Annotated in this window: 20 protein-coding genes; 12 read left to right on the top strand and 8 right to left on the bottom strand. The window is 73.4% G+C overall.

The genetic code is table 11. The features are described from left to right. Positions 1 to 28: 28 nt before the first annotated feature. Both KIT14_06460 and KIT14_06455 read left to right on the top strand, forming a co-directional pair. Positions 29 to 985: an SDR family NAD(P)-dependent oxidoreductase gene (locus KIT14_06460; GenBank protein ID MCW5890178.1), complete on the top strand. Its 957-nt coding sequence runs from the start codon at positions 29 to 31 to the stop codon at positions 983 to 985. 10 nt (positions 986 to 995) lie between these two features. Next, entirely contained in the window at positions 996 to 1,607 is a 612-nt protein-coding gene (locus KIT14_06455) for a MarC family protein (GenBank protein MCW5890177.1), read from the top strand. Positions 1,608 to 1,784: 177 nt separating this feature from the next. Here the strand turns inward: KIT14_06455 and KIT14_06450 are convergent, their stop codons facing one another. Then, on the bottom strand, positions 1,785 to 6,209 hold the full coding sequence (locus KIT14_06450; protein ID MCW5890176.1) for a DEAD/DEAH box helicase: 4,425 nt from the start codon (positions 6,207 to 6,209) through the stop codon (positions 1,785 to 1,787). A 122-nt stretch (positions 6,210 to 6,331) separates the two neighbouring features. On the opposite strand from KIT14_06450, the gene KIT14_06445 reads away from it, so the two are divergent. After that, a complete protein-coding gene (locus KIT14_06445) occupies positions 6,332 to 6,865 on the top strand; it encodes a YIP1 family protein (GenBank protein ID MCW5890175.1) in 534 nt (177 codons plus the stop codon). On the opposite strand, the gene KIT14_06440 is transcribed toward KIT14_06445, so the two are convergent. Further along, on the bottom strand, positions 6,866 to 8,038 hold the full coding sequence (locus KIT14_06440; protein MCW5890174.1) for an acyl-CoA dehydrogenase family protein: 1,173 nt from the start codon (positions 8,036 to 8,038) through the stop codon (positions 6,866 to 6,868). Positions 8,039 to 8,168: 130 nt separating this feature from the next. Here KIT14_06440 and KIT14_06435 point away from each other — a divergent pair, with 130 nt between their 5' ends. Both KIT14_06435 and KIT14_06430 read left to right on the top strand, forming a co-directional pair. Further along, positions 8,169 to 8,744 (top strand): Uma2 family endonuclease, encoded by a 576-nt coding sequence (locus KIT14_06435; protein ID MCW5890173.1) that lies wholly within the window; start codon positions 8,169 to 8,171, stop codon positions 8,742 to 8,744. 81 nt (positions 8,745 to 8,825) lie between these two features. After that, positions 8,826 to 10,247: an aldehyde dehydrogenase family protein gene (locus KIT14_06430; protein ID MCW5890172.1), complete on the top strand. Its 1,422-nt coding sequence runs from the start codon at positions 8,826 to 8,828 to the stop codon at positions 10,245 to 10,247. Between the two features lie 81 nt (positions 10,248 to 10,328). Here KIT14_06430 and KIT14_06425 read toward each other — a convergent pair whose 3' ends face one another. Genes KIT14_06425 through KIT14_06410 form a run of 4 tightly spaced genes read right to left on the bottom strand, consistent with a single transcriptional unit; the run spans position 10,329 to position 12,955 of the window. Then, a complete protein-coding gene (locus tag KIT14_06425) occupies positions 10,329 to 10,637 on the bottom strand; it encodes a HEPN domain-containing protein (protein MCW5890171.1) in 309 nt (102 codons plus the stop codon). Beyond that, positions 10,612 to 11,019, bottom strand: coding sequence for a hypothetical protein (locus KIT14_06420; protein MCW5890170.1), 408 nt, complete (start codon positions 11,017 to 11,019; stop codon positions 10,612 to 10,614). Before KIT14_06420 ends, KIT14_06425 begins: the two co-directional genes overlap by 26 nt. A gap of 60 nt (positions 11,020 to 11,079) precedes the next feature. Further along, the gene (locus KIT14_06415) at positions 11,080 to 11,685 is read right to left on the bottom strand and encodes a class I SAM-dependent methyltransferase (GenBank protein MCW5890169.1); all 606 of its coding nucleotides are present in this window, start codon (positions 11,683 to 11,685) and stop codon (positions 11,080 to 11,082) included. 58 nt (positions 11,686 to 11,743) lie between these two features. Next, entirely contained in the window at positions 11,744 to 12,955 is a 1,212-nt protein-coding gene (locus KIT14_06410; GenBank protein MCW5890168.1) for a cytochrome P450, read from the bottom strand. A gap of 229 nt (positions 12,956 to 13,184) precedes the next feature. On the opposite strand from KIT14_06410, the gene KIT14_06405 reads away from it, so the two are divergent. Then, positions 13,185 to 13,346: a hypothetical protein gene (locus KIT14_06405; protein ID MCW5890167.1), complete on the top strand. Its 162-nt coding sequence runs from the start codon at positions 13,185 to 13,187 to the stop codon at positions 13,344 to 13,346. Positions 13,347 to 13,353: 7 nt separating this feature from the next. Here the strand turns inward: KIT14_06405 and KIT14_06400 are convergent, their stop codons facing one another. Next, a complete protein-coding gene (locus tag KIT14_06400; GenBank protein MCW5890166.1) occupies positions 13,354 to 14,547 on the bottom strand; it encodes a CoA transferase in 1,194 nt (397 codons plus the stop codon). 95 nt (positions 14,548 to 14,642) lie between these two features. Between KIT14_06400 and KIT14_06395 the strand changes: the two genes are divergently transcribed. From KIT14_06395 to KIT14_06370, 6 genes are all read left to right on the top strand, one after another. After that, complete coding sequence (locus KIT14_06395; protein MCW5890165.1) at positions 14,643 to 15,440, top strand: iron-containing redox enzyme family protein; 798 nt, start codon at positions 14,643 to 14,645, stop codon at positions 15,438 to 15,440. Between the two features lie 6 nt (positions 15,441 to 15,446). Next, positions 15,447 to 16,205 (top strand): SDR family oxidoreductase, encoded by a 759-nt coding sequence (locus KIT14_06390; protein MCW5890164.1) that lies wholly within the window; start codon positions 15,447 to 15,449, stop codon positions 16,203 to 16,205. Further along, positions 16,202 to 16,726, top strand: coding sequence for an NUDIX domain-containing protein (locus KIT14_06385; protein MCW5890163.1), 525 nt, complete (start codon positions 16,202 to 16,204; stop codon positions 16,724 to 16,726). The genes KIT14_06390 and KIT14_06385 overlap by 4 nt, the downstream gene beginning before the upstream one ends. After that, a complete protein-coding gene (locus tag KIT14_06380) occupies positions 16,726 to 17,745 on the top strand; it encodes a DUF2804 domain-containing protein (protein ID MCW5890162.1) in 1,020 nt (339 codons plus the stop codon). Before KIT14_06385 ends, KIT14_06380 begins: the two co-directional genes overlap by 1 nt. A gap of 49 nt (positions 17,746 to 17,794) precedes the next feature. Next, positions 17,795 to 18,202, top strand: a complete 408-nt coding sequence (locus KIT14_06375) for a nucleotidyltransferase domain-containing protein (protein MCW5890161.1) — start codon at positions 17,795 to 17,797, stop codon at positions 18,200 to 18,202. 70 nt (positions 18,203 to 18,272) lie between these two features. Beyond that, positions 18,273 to 18,620, top strand: a complete 348-nt coding sequence (locus KIT14_06370) for a DUF86 domain-containing protein (GenBank protein ID MCW5890160.1) — start codon at positions 18,273 to 18,275, stop codon at positions 18,618 to 18,620. Between the two features lie 14 nt (positions 18,621 to 18,634). On the opposite strand, the gene rmuC is transcribed toward KIT14_06370, so the two are convergent. Next, a complete protein-coding gene (gene rmuC, locus KIT14_06365) occupies positions 18,635 to 20,047 on the bottom strand; it encodes a DNA recombination protein RmuC (protein MCW5890159.1) in 1,413 nt (470 codons plus the stop codon). Positions 20,048 to 20,093 lie beyond the last annotated feature (46 nt).

Genomic DNA, 20,093 nt, shown 5'->3' with positions numbered 1-20,093 from the left:
TAGTCGACGCCCAGGAGGGCACGTCCACATGCGTGACGCATCCAGGTTCGGTGAGGCGACGACGGCCGATCAGGTTCTCGAGGGCATCGACCTCACTGGACGCCGCGTGCTGGTCACCGGCGCCTCGAGCGGCATCGGCCAGGAGACCGCACGCGCCCTCGCGGCCCACGGCGCCGAGGTGATCCTGACGGCGCGCGACGTGGCGAAGGGCGAGGCCGTCGCCGCCGGCATCCGCGAGAGCGCGGGGAACCCGCGCGTGGTCGTCGAGTCCGTCAAGCTCGGCTCGCTGGCGAGCGTCCGCGACTTCGCCGCCCGCTTCCTCGCGCGCTGGGACACGCTGCACGTGCTCGTCAACAACGCCGGCGTCATGGCGTGCCCGCTCGCGCACACCGCCGACGGCTTCGAGCGACAGCTCGGCACGAACCACCTGGGCCACTTCCTGCTGACGGGCCTGCTGCTGCCGGCGCTGCGCCGCGGCGCGCCGGCGCGCATCGTCTCGGTCAGCTCGCGCGGCCACCACCTGTCGCCCGTCGTCTTCGAGGACGTCCACTTCGCGACGCGGCCCTACGACAAGTGGCTCGCCTACGGGCAGTCGAAGACCGCCAACGTGCTCTTCGCCGTCGGCCTCGAGCGCCGGCTCTCCGCGCAGGGCATCCATGCGCTCGCGCTCCATCCCGGTGCGATCGTGACCGAGCTCGGCCGCCACCTGGTCCCGGAGGACATGGCCTTCCTGCAGCAGCGCAGCGGCCCCGGCGGGCTCCGCCTGAAGACCGTCCCCGCCGGCGCCGCGACCTCGGCGTTCGCGGCCACCGCGCCCGAGCTCGAGGGTCGCGGCGGCCTCTACCTCGAGGATTGCCACGTGGCGCAGGTGAACGACGCCGAGGGCGCGCTGGACGGCGTCAAGTCCTACGCGATCGACCCGGCCCTGGCGGACCGGCTGTGGGCACTGTCGGAGGCGGCGGTCGGCGCACGCGTCGCCGGTTGAGCGCGGCGGCGTGGAGACCTTCCTCCTCGCCTTCATCCCCCTCTTCGTCGCCATCGACGCGATCGGCGTCCTGCCGCTCTTCGTCGCGCTGACGCAGCGCCTCGACGCGGAGGCCCAACGGCGCCTCGCAGGCGAGGCGACGCTCACGGCGTTCGCCATCTCGGTCGTGTTCCTCGCCGCGGGGTCGGCGATCTTCCGTTTCCTCGGCATCTCGTCGCACGACTTCCGCGTCGGCGGCGGCATCGTCCTCCTGACGCTCGCGGTACGCGAGCTGCTGAGCTCGTCCGAGGCCGAGCGCAGCCCCGACCGCGACGTCGGCATCGTGCCGATCGGCGTGCCGCTCATCATGGGGCCGGCCGCGCTGACGACGATCCTGCTGCTGCACGACGCCTACGGCTGGACGTGGACCGCCGGGTCGCTGTGCGCGAACCTGCTCGTCGTCTGGCTGGTGTTCCGCGCCGCCCGCCCGGTCACGCGCGTGCTCGGTCGCGGCGGCGGGCGCGCCGTGGCGAAGGTCACCGCGCTGTTCCTCGCCGGCATCGCGGTCATGATGATCCGCACCGGCGTCACCGCCATGCTCGACGCCGGCAGCGCCGCGGCGAGCATCGAGCGTCATCGGTAGAGGCGCGGAGCTGCCCGACGTCCCCGGCGGCTTCGACGCGCGCGACCCGAACCGGCGGCGCGCCGCAGACCGCCGGCTGAGAGCGCGGGCACCAGCCGGCCTGCGGGACGCGGGAGGCGGTGCGGAGGAGCGTCGCCCCGGCGAGCGCAGCGTGCAGGCGGGTCGGCGGCGGCGCCCTCAGGCACGTACCCGCATCCCCCACGGCGTCGGGTGGAAGCCGGCCTGCGCCAGCGCACGCGCGAGCGGCGTGTCGAGCACCGCCTCGCCGTCGGCACGCTGCACCTCGAGGCGGCCGAGCAGGCCGGCGCGCGCGGCCTCGGCCAACGCCTCGGCCGCCGGCTCCACCACGGCAGGGTCGCCGGCGTACGAGAGCAGCGTGCGCCCGCCGCGCTCGACGTAGAGCGCGAGGCGGCCGTCGACGAGGACGACGAACGCGCCCGCCTTGCGGCCGGGCCGATGGCCGGCGTCCTCCGGCCCGCGCTCGGGCCAGGGCAGCGCCGCGCCCCACGGGCTCGCGGGATCGGTCGCCGCCAGCACCTGCGCACGGCCCGGCTCTGACGCCGCCGCGCGCAGCCGATCGACGGCGCCGGCGTGCGCGAACTGCGCTCCACCGAGGCCCTCGACGAAGTAGCCGCGGCGGCAGCGCCCCGCCTCCTCCATCGCCTTCAGCACGGGATACACGGCGGCGAAGCCGCCCGGCACGCGGTCGGCGAGCACCGCGCCGCGCGTGACCACGCCGTGGCGGAGCAGCAGCTGCTCGACCTGCGCGTGCAGCTGGCGCGTGGTCGCCGCCTCGCGCGCCGGCACGAGGCTCCAGCGTCCGGCCCCGGCGGGTGGTCCGAGGCGCGTCAGGCGCGGCGGACGTCGTCGCAGGCCGCCGCCCGCCGGCCGCGCCTTCGTGCGCCGGCGCTGGAGGAACGCGCGCAGCGGCGCGAGCGTGTCGTTGCTCACGAGCCCTGCCCACACGAGGTCCCAGAGCGCGAGCACGACCTCGGCGTCGTCCTCGCTGCGCGTCGCCGCCGCGATCTGGCGGAAGAAGAGCGCCCCGCCGCCGGCCAGCACCTCGAGGACGCGCGGCGCGAGCGGCGACGGCGGGACTTCCAGCGCCGGCGGCAGCAGCACCGGGGCGCGGTCGGCGAGCGCCAGGACCACCCAGCCGTCGTTGTGCCCGAGCGCGCCGGCACCGGCCCAGACCAGCTCGCCCGCCGCACCGAGCTGATCGAGCAGCACCGGCGCGTAGCCGGGCAACCGGGCCGGCAGCACCTGCGTCTCCAGAGCCGACGCCGGGATGGGCACGCCCTGGAGCTGCTCGACGGCGCGCAGCACGGCGTCGAGCGACGGGCGCTCCGGCCGCATCCCGAGCGGCCGCGCGCGGACGCCGTGCCAGCCGAGCGCGAAGCGCGTGAGCTGCTCGGGCGCGACCGGCTCGACCTCCTTGTGCAGCACGGCCAGCGAGCGCCGGCGCAGGCGGCGCAGCACGTCGACGTCGATCCACTCGCGCCCGCTCCCGCCCGGGCGGAACTCGCCCTCGACGACGCGGCCCTCCACCTCCAGCCGGCGCAGCGCCTCCTCGGCCACGGCGACGCCGAGCCCGAAGCGGGCCGCCACGTCCGCGGACCGGAACGGGCCGTGGCGGCGAGCCCAGCGGCCGACGAGGTCGTCCAGCGGCGCCGCCACCGGCTCGAGAAACGCGCGCGGTACACCGAGCGGCATGGCGACGCCGAGCGCGTCGCGGTAGCGCGCGGCGTCCTCGATCGCGATCCAGCGCGCCACGCCGGCGACGCGGACCTGCAGCACGCGATGCGCGCGCTCGAGCCCCGCCAGCATGGCGTCGGCCGCCGCCGGATCGGGGAGCCGCGGCGCGACCTCGTCGCGGGACAGGTCGCCGAGCATCCGCAGCGCGTCGTGCAGGTCGTCGGGGTCGCGGACGCGGTGCCCGGCGTCGAGCCGCTGCAGCTCCAGCTCGAGCGCCGCGAGCGCGTCGTCGTCGAGCAGCTCGCGCAGCTCGGTGCGACCGAGCAGCTCGGCGAGCAGCGCGCGGTCGAGCGACAGCGCCTGCGCACGCCGTTCGGCGAGCGGCGCGTCGCCCTCGTACATGAAGACGCTGACGTAGGAGAACTGCAGCGCGCTCGCGAACGGCGACGGGAACGGCGTGTCGACCTCGACCACGCGCACGTCGCGGCTGCGCACCGCGCCGAGCAGGGCCTGGAGGGCCGGCAGGTCGAAGGCGTCCTGGAGGCACTCGCGATAGGTCTCGAGCACGATCGGGAACGACGGATGCTTGCTCGCCTGCTGGAGGAGCAGCGCGCTGCGCTGCCGCTGCTGCCAGAGCGGCGTGCGCGCCCCCGGCCGGCGCCGCGGCAGCAGGAGCGCGCGGGCGGCGCACTCGCGGAAGCGGCTCGCGAACAGCGCCGAGTCGGCGATCTCGGCGGTGACGAGGTCGTCGATCTCCTCGGGGTCGAAGAGGATCGCGTCGGCGGGCGGCACGTCGTCGGCGTCGGGGATGCGCAGGACGATGCCGTCGTCGGTCCAGAGCGATTGCACCTGGAGGCCGAGACGCTGGCGCAGGCGCGCCTCGATGGCCCGCGCCCACGGCGCGTGCACGCGGGCGCCGAAGAACGAGTGGATGCAGACACGCCAGTCGCCGACGGCGTCGCGGAAGCGCTCGACGACGAGCGTGCGATCGTCGGGCAGGACGCCCGTCGCCTCGCGCTGCTCGGCGAGGTAGCGGGCGAGGTTGCCGGCGGCGCGCCGGTCGAGCCCGACCGCGCGCAGCCGGGCCGTGCGCGCGGCGTCGGGCAGTGCAGCCAGCTCGCGCACGAAGGCGCCGATCCCCTGCCCCAGCTCGACGTCGCGCCCGGGGGCGTCGCCGCGCCAGAACGGCATCTTCCCCGGCTCGCCGGGCGCGGGCGAGACCAGTACGCGGTCGTGGGTGATGTCCTCGATGCGCCAGCTCGACGCGCCGAGCAGGAACACCTCGCCGACACGGCTCTCGAACACCATCTCCTCGTCGAGCTCGCCCACGCGGGTCGGATGCTCGCCGGCGAGGAAGACGCCGTAGAGGCCGCGGTCGGGGATCGTGCCGCCGGACGTCACCGCGAGGCGCTGCGCGTTCGGCCGCGGCGTCAGGCGGTTCGTGGTGCGGTCCCAGTTGAGCCGCGGCCGCAGCTCGGCGAACGCCTCGGACGGATAGCGCCCCGCGAGCATGTCGAGCACGCCCTCGTAGGCGGCGCGCGGCAGCTCGGCGAACGGCGCCGTGCGCCGCACGACCTCCTCCAGCCGATCGACCGTCCAGTCGTCCATCGCCACCATCGCGACGATCTGCTGCGCCAGCACGTCGAGCGGGTTGCGCGGGTAGCGCAGCGCCTCGATCGCGCCCGCGCGCATGCGCTCGACGACGACCGTCGTCTCGAGGAGGTCGCCGCGGTACTTCGGGAAGAAGACGCCGCGGCTCGTCGCCCCCACCCGATGGCCGGCGCGGCCGATGCGCTGGAGACCGGCCGCGACGGACGACGGCGCCTCGACCTGCACGACCAGGTCGACGGCTCCCATGTCGATGCCCAGCTCCAGCGACGAGGTCGCCACCACGCACGGCAGCGCCCCGGCGCGCAGCGCGTCCTCGATCTGGAGCCGCTGCTCGCGGCTGACCGAGCCGTGGTGCGCGCGCGCGACCTCCGTCTCCGCCAGCTCGTTGAGGCGCGCCGACAGCCGCTCGGCGAGCCGGCGCGAGTTGGCGAAGACGATGGTGCTGCGGTGCGCACGGATCAGCGCCAGCAGCCGCTCCTCCACGTGCGGCCAGATGCCCGTACGCTCCTCGGCGCCCGAGGCGCTGCCGCTCTTCGACGTGCCGATCGGCTGGCCCATCGCGGCGAGATCCTCGACCGGCACCTCGATGGTGAGATCGAAGCGCTTCTCGACCGGAGCCTGCACGATCGCCACCGGCGCGGCCCCGCCGAGGTAGCGCGCCACCTCCTCCAGCGGACGCACGGTCGCCGACAGGCCGATGCGCTGCGCCGGCTGCGCGAGGAGCGCGTCGAGGCGCTCGAGGCTCAGCGCCAGGTGGCTGCCGCGCTTGGTGCCGGCGACGGCGTGCACCTCGTCGACGATAACCGTCTCGACACCGCGCAGCACCTCGCGCGCCGCCGAGGTGAGGAGGAGGAAGAGCGACTCCGGCGTGGTGACGAGTATCTCGGGCGCGTCCTTCGTCATGCGCCGGCGCTCGCCGGCGGTGGTGTCGCCGGTGCGCAGCCCGACGCCGAGGTCGGGCACCGGCAGTCCGAGCCGCGTGGCCGCGCCGCGGATGCCGGCGAGCGGCGTGCGCAGGTTCTGCTCGATGTCGACCGCCAGCGCCTTCAGCGGCGACACGTACAGCAGCCGCACACCCGGCAGGGTCGGGGGCGCCGCCGCCAGCCGATCGATCGCCCAGAGGAAGGCGGCCAGCGTCTTGCCGGATCCGGTCGGCGCGCTGACGAGCACATGCGCCCCCTCGGCGATCGCGGCCCAGGCCTGCGTCTGCGCGGGCGTCGGCGCCGCGAACGCGGAGGCGAACCAGGCCCGGGTCGCCGGCGAGAAGCGCGCGTGCGCGGGATGCTCCGCTGCCACGTCGGGCAGGGGAGCACGTCCGCGCGCTCCTGGCGAGAGCGGACGTCGCCTTGACAGCCTGCGTCGAACGCGAGACACGCGCGCAAGGTGGCGGCGCCGGTCCGGCCGCCCGGGGAGGGACGATGGGCGCGTCGATGGTGGAGCGGGCGATCGGGGCCGCGCGGCTCGATCCGGCGGTGTACGAGGACGTCGAGAAGGATCCGACGGCCCTCGGGCAGGCGATGGCGGTGGTCGCGCTCGCGGCGCTGTGCTCGGGCATCGGCGCGGCACAGGGCGGCGTCGGCATGATCCTGCTCGGCGTCGTCGGCGCGCTGGTCGGGTGGTTCATCTGGGCCGCCATCATCTTCGTCGTCGGCACCATGATCCTGCCCGAGCCGAGCACCGACGCCGACCTCGGCCAGGTGCTGCGCTGCATCGGCTTCGCCGCCGCCCCGGGCATCCTCATGGCGGCGGGCTTCATCCCGCTGCTGGGCGCGATCATCGCGCTGGTGGCGACGATCTGGCAGCTCGCCGCCACGGTCGTCGCCGTGCGCCAGGCGCTCGACTACACCAGCACCGGCCGCGCCGTCGGCGTCTGCGTGCTCGGCTTCCTCGCCTACATCATCGCGACCATCGCGGTGCTGACGCCGCTCATGGTCGCGTCCAACGCGTCCTGATCACCGCGAGCGCGGCAGCCCCAGCACGCGCTCGGCCAGGATGTTGCGCTGGATCTCCGACGAGCCGGCGAACAGGCTCGCGGCGCGATAGTACAGCCACGAGCGCGACAGCCGCCCGTTCGCGACCGCGTACGGCCCGGGCTGCCAGCAGAGCCCGCGCGGGCCGAGCAGCTGCATCACGGTCTCGTGCATGCGCTGGCTCATCTCGCTCCAGAAGAGCTTCACGAAGCTCGACTCCGGCCCGAGCGGCCGCTTCTGCGCGAGACGTGTCAGCGTGCGCCAGTTGTTGAGGCGTGTGATCTCGACCTCGATGAAGTGCTGCGCGATGCGCTGGCGCAGCACGGGGTCGGCGTCCTGCTCGCGGGCCAGACGCAGGAGATCGTTCAGCAGCATGCGGTGGATGACGAGCTGGCGCGGCGACGTGCCGCGCTCGTGCGCCAGCGTCGTGTTGGCGATCGCCCAGCCCTCGTGCTCGCGGCCGACGAGGCGATCCGCGGGGATGAGCACGTCTTCGAGGAAGACCTCGTTGAACTCCTCGCTGCCGGTCATCTGGCGCAGCGGCCGCACCGAGACGCCCGGCGCCTCCATGTCGAGGATGAAGTAGCTGATGCCCTTCGCCTTCGCCGCCGCCGGATCGGTGCGCGCGAGCAGGATGCCCCAGCGCGCGAACTGCGCGTAGCTGGTCCACACCTTCTGGCCGCTGACGACCCAGCCGTCGCCGCGCCGCTCGGCGCGCGTGCGCAGCGCCGTCAGGTCGGAGCCGGCGCCGGGCTCGGAGAAGAGCTGGCACCACAGCTCGTCGGCGGAGAGGATCGCCGGCAGGAAGCGCTGCTTCTGCGCCTCGGTGCCGTGCGCGATCAGCGTCGGACCGACGAGGTTCACGCCGATGCGATTGATGATCTCCGGCGCCCGCGCCGCCGCGATCTCCTCCTGGAACAGGTAGTTCTCGATCACGGTCGCGCCGCGGCCGCCGTAGTCGCGCGGCCAGTGGATGCCGACCCAGCCGCCCGCGGCGAGGCGTTTCTGCCAGGCGCGCAGGAACGTCACCTCGTCGGCGAGGGTCGCGAGCTCGGGCGGCTCGCCGGCGCGCCAGTCGGCGGGGACGTTGGCGTCGAGCCAGGTGCGCAGCTCGGCGCGGAAGGCTTCCTCCGCGGGGGAGAAGGTCAGGTCCACGGCGGGCGTTGTGCCCGGGTGCGGTGGCGAGGGTCAACGTGTTCCGCTCGCAGGGATGTCGCCGGCTCGCCCCACCGTCTACCGGGAACCGGGTGGAGGCACGGCGATGGAGCATGCTACGGTCGGTCACATGGGCGACGCACGACGGCCCGCGACGTACGAAGATCTGATGGCGGTGCCAGAGCACCTGGTCGCCGAGATCCTCGACGGCGAGCTGATCACGAGCCCCCGCCCCGCCTCGCCGCACGCGCGGGCGTCTTCCGGCATCGGCTCGGTGCTGTTCGACCGCTTCGACGGAAGCGAAGCGGGCCCGGGCGCGCCGGGTGGCTGGTGGATCCTCGACGAGCCGGAGCTGCACCTCGGCGCCGACGTCCTCGTGCCCGACCTCGCTGGGTGGCGGCGCGAGCGCATGCCGGTCATGCCCTTGGCTCCCTGGTTCGACCTTCCCCCGGACTGGGTCTGCGAGGTCGTCTCCCCGTCGAGCGGCCGCCTCGACCGGGTCCGCAAGATGCCGAAGTACGCCAAGGCCGGCATCGGGCACCTGTGGCTGGTCGAGCCCCTCGGGCACACCATCGAGGTCTACCGCCTGGACGGCGAGCGCTGGACGGTCGAGACCGTCCTCCCCGGCGACGCGATCAGCCGCGTGCCCCCCTTCGACGCCGTCGAGATCGACCCGCGTCGCTGGTGGCTCGACTCCGACGCATAGCGGCGCCCGCGCCCGGTTGCCTCGGTGGCCGGCCTCTCGTACGACCGCTGTCGGACTCGAAGCCCCCGAGGAGGATTCCCGATGCGCGAAACCCACAAGTTCTACATCGACGGGAAATGGGTCGCCCCGAAGGCGCCCAAGGAGCTGCCCGTCCTGAACCCCGCCACCGAAGAGACGATCACCAGCATCGCGCTCGGCAGCAAGGCCGACGTCGACGACGCGGTGGCCGCCGCGAAGCGTGCGTTCCCGAGCTTCTCGCAGACCACGCGTGAAGAGCGTCTCGACCTCCTCATGAAGATCATGGGAGCGTACCAGGCGCACTACGACGAGATGGCCGAGACGATCTCCAAGGAGATGGGCGCCCCGCTCGGCCTCGCGAAGGCCGCGCAGGCCGCCGCCCCGCTCGGCCACCTCGCGACCATCCTCGACGTGCTGCGCGAGTACCAGTTCGAGCGCCAGAAGGGCAGCACGATGTTCCGCCGCGAGCCGATCGGCGTGTGCGGCTTCATCACCCCGTGGAACTGGCCGGTGAACCAGATCGCCTGCAAGGTGTTCCCGGCCATCGCCGCCGGCTGCACGATGGTGCTGAAGCCGTCCGAGATCGCGCCGCTCAACGCCATCCTCTTCGCCGAGATCCTCCACGAGGCCGGCGTCCCCGCCGGTGTCTTCAACCTGGTGCACGGCGACGGCCCGACCGTCGGCGAGGCGATCAGCTCGCACCCCGGCGTCGACATGGTGTCGTTCACCGGCTCGACGCGCGCGGGCACCGCGGTGGCGATCGCCGCCGCGCCCACCGTGAAGCGCGTCACGCAGGAGCTGGGCGGCAAGTCGCCGAACATCCTCCTCGACGACGTCGACCTCGAGGGCGCCGTCTCCGGCGGCGTGCGCGCCGTCCTCATGAACAGCGGCCAGTCGTGCAACGCGCCGACGCGCATGCTGGTCACGCGCAAGCAGCACGACGAGGCGGTCGCGATCGCGAAGAGCGTCGCCGAGTCGTACATCGTCGGCGATCCGTTCGGCGACAGCACGATGATGGGCCCGGTCGTCAGCAAGATGCAGTTCGACAAGATCCAGGGCCTCATCCAGAAGGGCATCGAGGAGGGCGCGACGCTCGCCGCCGGCGGCCCCGGCCTCCCCGAGGGCCTCGGCCGCGGCTACTTCGTGCGTCCGACCATCTTCGGCGACGTGCGCAACGACATGACCATCGCCCGCGAGGAGATATTCGGGCCGGTGCTGTCGATCCTGCCGTACGACGACGAGAAGCAGGCGATCGAGATCGCCAACGACACCGCCTACGGCCTCTCCGGCTACGTCTCATCGGGGAACCAGGAGCGCGCCCGCGAGGTCGCGAGGCAGATCCGCGCCGGCAACGTGCACCTGAACGGCGCCGGCCCCGACTTCGCCGCCTGCTTCGGCGGCTACAAGCAGTCGGGCAACGGCCGCGAGTGGGGCGAGGCGGGCTTCGAGGAGTTCCTCGAGCTGAAGGCCGTCCTCGGCTGGTAGCCGGCGCGCGTGCGCGCGTGTGATCGTGACGGGGATCCGGCGCTGCCGCCGGATCCCCGTCGTCGTTTGCGGGCTCCGCCTTCAGCCGGCGTGAGGCAGGACGCCGGCCACCACCTCGTGCGCCATGCCGTGCGCGGCCTCGGCCTCCGCACGTCCGTAGAAGTCGGACGGCGTGACGTCCTCGCTGCCGCGCAGCACGTCGGAGACGTCGTGCACGAACGGTACCGCGACCCCGAAGGTCCGCAGCAGCCCCTTCAGGGCCAGCTCCACGACCTCCTGGCTCTCGCGCACCACGTCGGCGAAGGCCTCTTCGCCCAGCAGGACGTCGAGCGCGCGAAGCCGCTTCCGCGCCCGCTGGACGTAGTCACGCCCGAGGTCGGGATTCGTCATGGAAGAAGCCCTCCGGATCCCACAGCGGAATGCCGATCTCGAGGGCTCGCCGCAGGTTCGGCTCCGCCGAAGACTTCGCGCCGCGCCCGACGAACACGGGCGCGATCGGAAAGCCGCTCGGACCCGCCGCCGGAACCGGAAGATGTGGCGCCACGACGACGTCCCACCAGGTGTAGTCGCTCCGCCGCGGGAGCCCCGCGCGGAGCACGAGCAACAGGTCGAGATCGGAGTGGTCGCGGGCCCGCCCCTCGGACACGCTGCCGATCACCATGACCGCACAGACGCGGTCGGCGATCAGCGCCGGCAGACAGGTGCGCAACGCCTCGAGGCGTCCGGCGATGGCCCGGTCGTTGTCCTCGAGAATCGCGTAGCGCCGCCCCACGACGTCCACGGTAACCCGGGACAGACCCGGCACGCCAGCGGTATGCCGCCGGCCTGCGCCTCAGCCCGCCGCGCGTGCCACGGCGAGCACGCCGGCACGCTTGCGGCTCGCGTTGAGGGTCTCCATCGACTCCAGCACGACGCCGCCGTCGGCGAGCGCGCGGCGGAACGCGTCCTCGTAGGTGACGCGGCCGAAGTCGATCGTGGTCACGAGGCGCAGGAGCGGCTTCACGATCTCGGCGGTGCGCGAGCGCTCGCGCTCGAACGTCTGCGTGAAGAAGAGCGGCGCCCCCGGCCGCAGGAGCGAGACGACGTGGCGCAGGACCGCCGGCGGGTCGGGCATCAGCATGAAGCTCGCGCTGAAGTACGCGGCGTCGTACGGCCCGCCGCGATGGTCGAGGATCGACTCAAGGCGCGCCGTGACGCGGTCCGCGAGACCGGCCTGATCCAGCGCCGCGGTGGCACGCCGCACGTAGTCGGCGTCGATGTCGACGCCGGTCACACGCAGGTCGCGCGCGACGACCAGGGTCGCGTTGGCGACCAGCGCGCCGGCCGTGCCGATGCCGACGTCGAGGAGCCGGCTTCGGGCCGGCAGCCGCGTCAGCACGGCGCGATACCAGCCGGCGGTCAGGCCGACGATCGCGGCGTCGTAGATCACGCTGCGCAGGCGTTGCCGCATCGGTGCGGAGGGATGTGGACGCCGGCGGGGCCGGCGTCCGATCGGCTCACCCCTCTGCCGCCTGCTGCGGCACGGGCCGGGCCGTGAAGGTGATCGGCAGGCGGTCGGGGCCGTTGATCCCCGCCGGCGGACGCCAGGCGGCGTCGGCACCGAGCACCGGACACGTGATGCGTGCGGTCAACGCGGTCAGCGCCTCCTGCAGCTCCGCGCGCGCCAGCGCGGCGCCGAGGCAGAAGTGCGCGCCGTGGCCGAACGCGAAGTGCCCCGACTCGGCCGACTGCCCGATACGGACCTCCCCCGGTGCGGGGAACGCCTTCTCGTCGTGGTTCGCACTCCACACCGAGAAGAACACCTGCTCGCCGGGCTGGATGACGTCGTCGCCGACCGGCACGGCTTCGACGGCCGTGCGCCCCACGCCGGTCACCGCCGAGCGATGCCGCAGCACCTCCTCGACGACCTCCTGCGCGGTGCGCGTTCCGTTGCCGACGGCGTCCCACACGTCGGGATGCTCGGCCAGCGTCGCGATGGTCCAGCCGAGCTGGTTCTTCGTGGTGTCGTGGCCGGCGAAGACGAGGCCGGCGATGAAGCCGGACGCCTCGAAGTCGCTCCAGCCGTCCTCCGCCGCCGCGGCGGCGATGCGCGACACGAGGTCGTCCTTGGGCTCGGCGCGACGCTGCGTGGCGAGCGCGGCGGTGTACGCCAGCAGCTCCGTCAGCGCCGCGTCGACGGCGGCGACGTGGAGGCCGACGAACGGGCTGAAGCCGAGCCCGATCGTGTTCGCCCAGGCGCGGAAGCGGTCGCGGTCCTCGAGCGGCACGCCGATCAGCTCGCAAAGGCCGAGCGACGGGTAGATGTCGGCGAACTCGGCGACGAAGTCGCACGTGCCGCGCGCCGCGAAGCCAGAGATCAGCTCGTGCGCAGCGGTGCGGAGGTACGGCCGCAGGCGCTCCACGCTGCGCGGCGTGAACGTGCGCGCCATGAGCGCGCGGAAGCGCTGGTGGTCGGCGCCGTCGCGGTTGAGCGGCGAGATCTTCATCCACTCGAAGAACGGCCCCTCGGTGACGCCGAAGGTGCGGAGGAAGTCGAGGAAGTTGGCGCGCAGGCGGGAATCGGAAAGCAGCGCGCGCACGGTCTCGTGGTGCACGACGCCGGTGGTCTGATCGTTCAGGTCGACGAGACCGCCGGTCTCGCGGGCGCGCTCCAGGGTGCCGAACGGATCGGACAGGAACTGGTCGAACTCGAAGCGGGGTCGCGACATGGCCGGATCCTCCCGCGCGCGACCATGGCAGGGCTGCACGGGCGTGTCACGAAGTCCGACGCTGCCCGTGGAACGGGCGTCGGATGCCCGCCCCGCGGGCATCCGCGTGCGCGGCCCTGCCCGCGTCACGCGCATGCCGTCCGGAATTCACGCCGAACGGCGACGCGACGCATTGTCTCTGCGGACACCGCACGTACGCTGGCAGTGGGGAGATCGGAGGTTTCGTTTCATGTCCTGGATGTGGTGGTGGCTCGCCGTCGGCATCGGAGCGGTCGCGGTCGGCGTCGTCGCGCGCTGGGTGCTCGTCGACCTGGTGCTCGACGTGGTCGGCGTGCCGGCCGACTGGACGTCGCGCCGACGCGACGGCGACCGCGCGATCGAGTCGCGCTGAGGATCGGTCAGACGACGCCGCGCGCGCGCAGCGCCGCACGCGCGGCGGCGTCGACGCCGATCTCGTCCAGCAACGCGTCGGTGTCGGCGCCGAGCGCGGCGCCGGGTGCGTAGCGCGGCCGGACGTCGTCGACCTTGATGGGGCAGCCCACCTGGCGGAGCGTGCCGAGCACCGGATGCTCCAGCGCGACGACCATCTCGCGCGCGACGGCCTGCTCGTCGGCGAGCGCCTCGGCGACGTCGTACACCGGCGCGACCGGCACCTGCCCGCGCAGCCGCTCCAGCCATGCCGCCGTCGTGCGCGTGCGGAACACGGCCTCGACCATCGGCACGAGCACGTCGCGGTGCGCGAGCCGATCGGCGAAGGTGCGGAAGCGCGGATCGGCCGCCAGCTCCGGCCGCTCGAGGAGCCCGCACAGCCGCGTCCAGAACTTCTCCTTCATGATCATGACGACGAGCCAGCCGTCGGCGGTCGGAAGCGTCTGGCTCGGGACGAGGCTCTGGTGCTGTCCCAGGCGATGCCGCTGCGGCGTCCAGCCGTGGGTCAGGCTCCAGCTCCCCATGTAGTTCAGCATCGCCAGCGCGGCATCGAGCAGCGCGACGTCGACGTCGCCGCCCTGCCCCGTCGCCTGCGCGCGATGGAGCCCGATCATCAGCGCCAGCGCGCCCAGCGTCCCGCCCGTGAAGTCGACGACGGATACGCCGCACTTGGTCGGCGGCGCGTCGGGCTCGCCCGTCAGCGCCATGAAGCCGGCGTAGGCCTGGAGGAGGTAGTCGTACGCCGGCTCGCCGGCGCGCGGACCCGTGCGGCCGAAGCCGGTGAGCGCACAGCACACCACCCGCGGATTGACGGCGCGCAGCGCCGCGTAGTCGAGCCCGAGCTTCGCCGGCAGGTCGCCGCGCAGGTTGTTGAAGACGGCGTCGACGCGCGCGACGACGCGGTGGAGCAGGTCGCGGCCCTCGGGCGCACGCAGGTTCAGCGTCAGGCTACGCGTGTTGCGGTTGAAGGCCTGGTAGTAGGCGCCGTCGTTCGCCGCGGCGTCGGCGTATGGCGGGACCCGCCGCGCCTCGTCGCCGCCCGTGGTCGGATCCTCGACCTTGATCACCTCGGCGCCGAGGTCGGCCAGGAACTGGAGGCCGTAGGGACCGGCCCCGAGCTGGGTGAACGCCAGGATGCGCAGGCCGTCGAGCGGCAGGGCCATCGCCCGCGTCCTTCCCATGGACGCGACGCGCCGGGCAACCGTGCGCCACCCCGTTCGGCTTGACGCCCGCGCGGCGGAGTTCCTAGAACCCCCGCATGGGTAAGCCGACGAAGGGCCGCTTCAAGAACGTCATCAAGCGCAGCACGCACGCCGACCGCGCCATGCCGGTGAAGGCGTTCCTGAAGGAGCTCGACGCCTTCATCAAGCTGCACAGCCCGTACACGCAGAACCGGGTGGTTCCGGCGATCGGCAACGGCACCGCGAGCCTCGGCATCGTGAAACGCTACGCGATGGAGCTCTACTACCTCGGCGCTTGGATGACGCCGGAGTTCCCGCTGCTCATCGCCAACGCGCCCGACACCGACGCCTTCTCGCTCGAGGACTCGGAGCATTACCACCACTGGGCCCAGAACTTCGCCGACGAGACCGGCTACCTGCGCGACCCGAACCACGTGCAGATGAAGATCGAGTACACGCGCGCGCTCGGCATCAAGGACGCGGAGCTGAAGGCGTACGTGCCCATGCCGGAGACGATCGGCTCGGTGTTCACGCTGAACTACTACTGCCGCCGCTCGTACGAAGAGGCGCTCGCCGCCCTCGGCTACGCGCGCGAGCGCGCCGCCGGCATGAGCGGCTACGCCGCCACGCTCTACACCGGCATGCTGAAGCACTACGGCATCAAGGTGCGCAACCTCGAGGTGCACGCCTATGCCGAGGAGGAGCACGGCGACAAGGCGCTCGAGCTAATGCAGCGCGTGTGCCTCACCGAGTACGTGCAGCGCCGCGTGCGCCGCGCCGTGCAGCACACCATCCTCACCAACGAGATGCGGACCTGGGCGCTGAACCGCTGGCTCGACGAGCCGGGCGCGCTGCGCGGCCCGGCCGCGGCGTAGACGCCGGTGGGCCGGCTCGACGGGAAGGTCGCCGTCGTCACCGGCGCCGGCCAGGGGATCGGCCGCGGCGTCGCGCTGGTGTTCGCGCGCGAAGGGGCGAGGGTCACGATCGCCGAGCTGAAGGTCCATCGCGCCGAGCGCACCGCGGCGGACATCCGCGCGGAGGGCGGCGACGCGATCGCCGTGCCCTGCGACGTCGGCGTGCGCGACGACGTCTTCGCCATGATCGAGGCGACGGCCGCGCGCTGGGGCAGCGTCGACGTGCTGGTCAACAACGCCCACGGCTTCGGCCCGCGCGCGGCCCTCGATGCGATTCCCGACGCGCAGTTCGCGATGTCGTGGCGCACGGGCGTCGAGGGCACGTGGTGGGCGATGTGCGCTGCCAAGCCGCACATGGCCGCGCGCGGCTGGGGCCGCATCGTCAACGTCGGCTCGCTCGCCGCCGACGCCGGCCACGCCGGGCTCGGCGACTACGCCGCGGCGAAGGGCGGCATCGCGTCGCTCACCCGCGTCGCCGCACGCGAGTGGGGGCCGCTCGGCATCACCGCGAACCTCGTCTGCCCCGCCGCGCTCTCGAAGCGCGGCCTGGACTTCCAGCAGCGCGACCCCGAGCGCTTCGCGCGCCTCATGGCCGAGCGCCCGATCGGTCGTCTCGGCGACCCCGAGCTCGACATCGCCCCGATAGCCCTCTTCCTCGCCGCCGACGAGTCGCGCTTCCTCACCGGCCATGTCCTCTACGCCGACGGCGGTGCACACCTCGGATGATCGACCCGCCCGGGACCGACTGGCGGTGGTGCCCGCGCTGCCGTACCGCGCTGGCGTTCCCCGTCCGCGGCGGGCGGCCGCGGCCGACGTGTCCCGCCTGCGGCTTCGTCCACTTCGCCAACATGGGCGTCGGCGCGGCGGTGGTCGTGCGCGACACCGCCGGCCGCGTGCTGCTCGTGCAACGCGGCCCGGCGCAGTTCGGCGCCGGCAAGTGGTGCTTCCCGTGCGGCTACGTCGAGTGGGGCGAGGATCCGCGCGCAGGCGCGGCACGCGAGGCGCTCGAGGAGTCGGGGCTCGACGTGATCGTCGGCGAGATCCTGCAGGTGGCGCCGAACTTCCACGACCCGCGCCGCCCGTCGGTGGGTCTCTGGTACGCGGCCGAGCGCCGCGACCCGGCGGCCGAGCCGACGGCCGGCGACGACGCCGTCGACGCGCAGTGGTTCGACCCCGCGACGCCGCCGCCGCTCGCCTTTCCCACCGACGCCCCACTGCTCGCGCGCCTCGCCGCCACGGCTCCCTGATGGCGACGCACGAGCGCGAGCTGACGGCGCCCGTCGACCTCTGCACGCCGGGCGGCGGCGCGCTGAGCCCCGCGGCCGTCGGCTGGTCGCGACGCCCGCTCCATCGCGCCAACCTGCGCGGCGTCTGGGGCCGCACCAAGCGCTGGGACTACTGGGCGATCCTCGCCGGCGACGTGGTCGTCGGCATCGTCTACGCCGACGTCGACTACCTCGGTCTGGCAGGCGTCACCTGGGCGAACCTCGCGACCGGCGCCTCCGGCGGTCGCGAGATCGCGAGCCCGCTCGCACGCGGCATCGCCCTGCCCGACGTGCCCGGCACGGCGCCGCTCTGCTGGCGCGGCCGCGGCCTCGAGCTGGCGCTCACCGACGAGCGGACCGGCACGACGCTGCACGCGCGCTGGCGCGAGCGCGACGGCCGCCCCGCTGCCCTCGACGCCTACGTCGCGCTGCCGCCGGGCCACGAGTCGCTGAACGTCGTCATCCCGTGGAGCGAGCGCCGCTTCCAGTTCACCTCGAAGCACCAGGCACGCCCGGTGACGGGAACGCTGCGCCTCGGCGACGCCGTGCATGCGCTCGACGGCGCCTGGGGCGTGCTCGACGTCGGCCGCGGCCGCTGGCCGTACCGCACGCGCTGGAACTGGGGCGGCGGCGCCGGCCGCGCCGTCGAAGGCCCGGTGGTCGGCATCCAGGTCGGCGGCAAGTGGACCGAGGGCACCGGAGCGACCGAGAACGGGCTCATCGTCGACGGGCGGCTCACGAAGATCGGCGAGGAGCTGGTCTGGGAGTACGACTGGGAGCGGCCGATGCAGCCCTGGCGCGTGCGCGCGCCGGGCGGCGCGCTGGATCTGACGCTGACGCCGCGCTACGACCGGCATTCGAAGGCCCAGGCGATCGTCCTCGCCACCGAGGTGCACCAGGTGTTCGGCACGTGGAGCGGCACCGTGGTGCCGGACGGCGGAGCGCCGCTGCGCCTCGAGGGGGTTCAGGGGTTCGCGGAGGAGTCGCGCTCGCGCTGGTGACGATCTGCCGCGGTTCCCATCCCGGCGCGGCCGCGCGTATACTCGCGGCATGCCCGCGGTCGACGATGTCCGACGCGTCCTCGAGGGGCTTCCGGACCTCCGGCTCGCGTACGTGTTCGGCTCCGTAGCGACCGGGCGTGATTCGGCCTCGAGCGATCTCGACGTCGCGGTGCTGTTCGCCGATCGCATCGATTCCGGGAGACTGGACCGTCTTTCGGAGCGGCTGTCCGCGGCGGCTGGCCGCCCGGTCGATCTTGTCGACCTGTCGAAGGCGCCTCCGCTGTTGGCGCACCAGGTCGTCGCCAGGGGCACGTGCCTCGTGAGCCGCGATCGGAGCACGCAGGCGTCCTTCGAGACGCGCACGGTGATGAGGTTCCTCGACACCAGGCATCTCCGGAGCATCCAGCACCGCTATCTCGGCGAGCGGGCACGGGCGCACCATGACCGTCGAGCCTGACGTCGTCCGCCGCAAGCTCCTCGAGATCGACGAGACGGTCGGGCATCTCCGCACGTGGAGCCCGACGACGGTGGATGCGCTCGAGAAGGATCGGCGGCTGCGGTGGGCGGTGGAGCGCGGACTGCAAGTGGCCGCCGAAGCGCTGTTCGATGCGGGCGCACACGTTCTCGCGGCGGAGTTCCGCGAAACTGCGGATGAGTATCGCGACATTCCGCGCCGCCTCGCAGCCCGCGGCGTTCTGACCGACGCGACGGCCAGAGCCCTGGAAGGTCTCGCGGGCTTTCGCAACGTCCTCGTGCACGACTACGCCGACGTCGATCTGGAGCGGGTCGTCGCCGGCCTCGCGCGGCTCGGCGACTTCGACGCCTTCGTCGCCGACGTCGAGCATTGGCTCCAGTCGACGACGCGCCAGCGCTGAGCGCGCCGCCGCCGTCACCCGATGCGCAGCGGCGGCGCCTCGGCGCGCGGCACCTCGTCGTCGTCCGCGCGCAGGCTCGGGTCGAACAGCGGCAGCAGCTCCGGCGCCTGCACCGCTTCGGGGACGCGGTCGATCGGCTCCAGATCGACGAGATCGTCGGTCGTGCCGGCGCCCAGCTCCTTGAAGCGGCGTGCCGCCGGCAGGACGCGGCGGTCGAGCGAGCCGACGGCGTCGTTGTAGCAGTCGACGGCGCGCACCAGGCTGCGGCGCAGGTTGTCGAAGTGCTCGGCCAGCTTGCCGATGCGCTTGTAGAGCTCGCGGCCGTTGGCGCAGACCTCCTGCGCGGTCTCGGCGATCTGCTGCTCGCGCCACGCCTGCGCGACGCCCCAGAGGAGCGCGATCAGGTTCAGCGGGCTCGCCAGGATGACGCGCTGGGCGATGCCGCGGTCGATCAGCTTGGGGTCGCGCTCGATGGCGGCGCGGAAGAAGTTCTCGCCCGGAAGGAACATGACCACGAACTCGGGCGTCGGCTGGAACTGGTTGCGGTAGCCCTTCGAGGCCAGCTTGGTCAGGTGCTCGCGCACCAGGCGGGCGTGCTCGGCGAGCAGCGCGTCGCGCTGCTGCGGGTCGGTGGCGAACTCCGCGTCGACGTAGGCGCGCATCACCGCCTTGGCGTCGATGACGATGTTGTGGCCGCCGGGGAGCCGCACGACGAGATCGGGGCGCAGCTTGCCCTCGTCGCCGTCGGTCGTGACCTGCTCCTCGAAGTCGCAGTGCTCGAGCATGCCCGCCAGCTCGACCACGCGGCGCAGCTGCACCTCGCCCCAGCGGCCGCGCACGCCCGGTGCGCGCAGCGCCATCGACAGCGCCGAGGTCTCGGCGAGGAGGCGCTGCTCCGCCTCCTGCAGCGCCTTCACGCGCTCGTTGATCGAGCCGTGGTTGGTCTCGACCTGGCGCAGGCCCTGGTCCATGCGGGTCAGCTGCTCGGCCATGGGCGCGAGGAGCGCCTGGATCGCCTGCTGGCGCGTCTCGAGGTCGCCCTTGGCGCCCTGCTGGAACTCGCCGAGCTGCGCGCGTGCGATCTCGAGGAAGGTCTGGTTGTTCTGGCGCAGGGCCTCCGACGACAGGGTCTGGAAGGCGTCGCGCAGGCGCTTCTCGGCCTCGGCCACGACCGCGAGCTTCTCGCTCGCGGCGCGGCGCTCGTGCTGCAGGTCGGCCTCGACCCACGCCCGCTGCTTGTCGGCCTCTTCGAGGCGCAGGCGGGTGGCGCCGAGCGCCTCTTCCAGGGCCGCGACCCGCTTGGCGCTCTCGTCGAGGCGCGCCGTCGCCTCGACGGCGCGCGGGCGCGCCAGCACCCACGAGACCAGGGCTCCGACCACGAGACCGGCCGCCGCAGCGACCGCCACCACTCCGATCAGCGGCTCCATGGGGGGCGTCTCTAGCTTGCCTCGCGGGAGCGATCCAGCGCACCAT

Source organism: bacterium (assembly GCA_026129405.1).
Taxonomy (GTDB): Bacteria; Desulfobacterota; Binatia; order DP-6; family DP-6; genus JAHCID01.
Note: the sequence above shows the minus strand (reverse complement) of the source record. Positions and strands in the feature narration are given on the sequence as shown.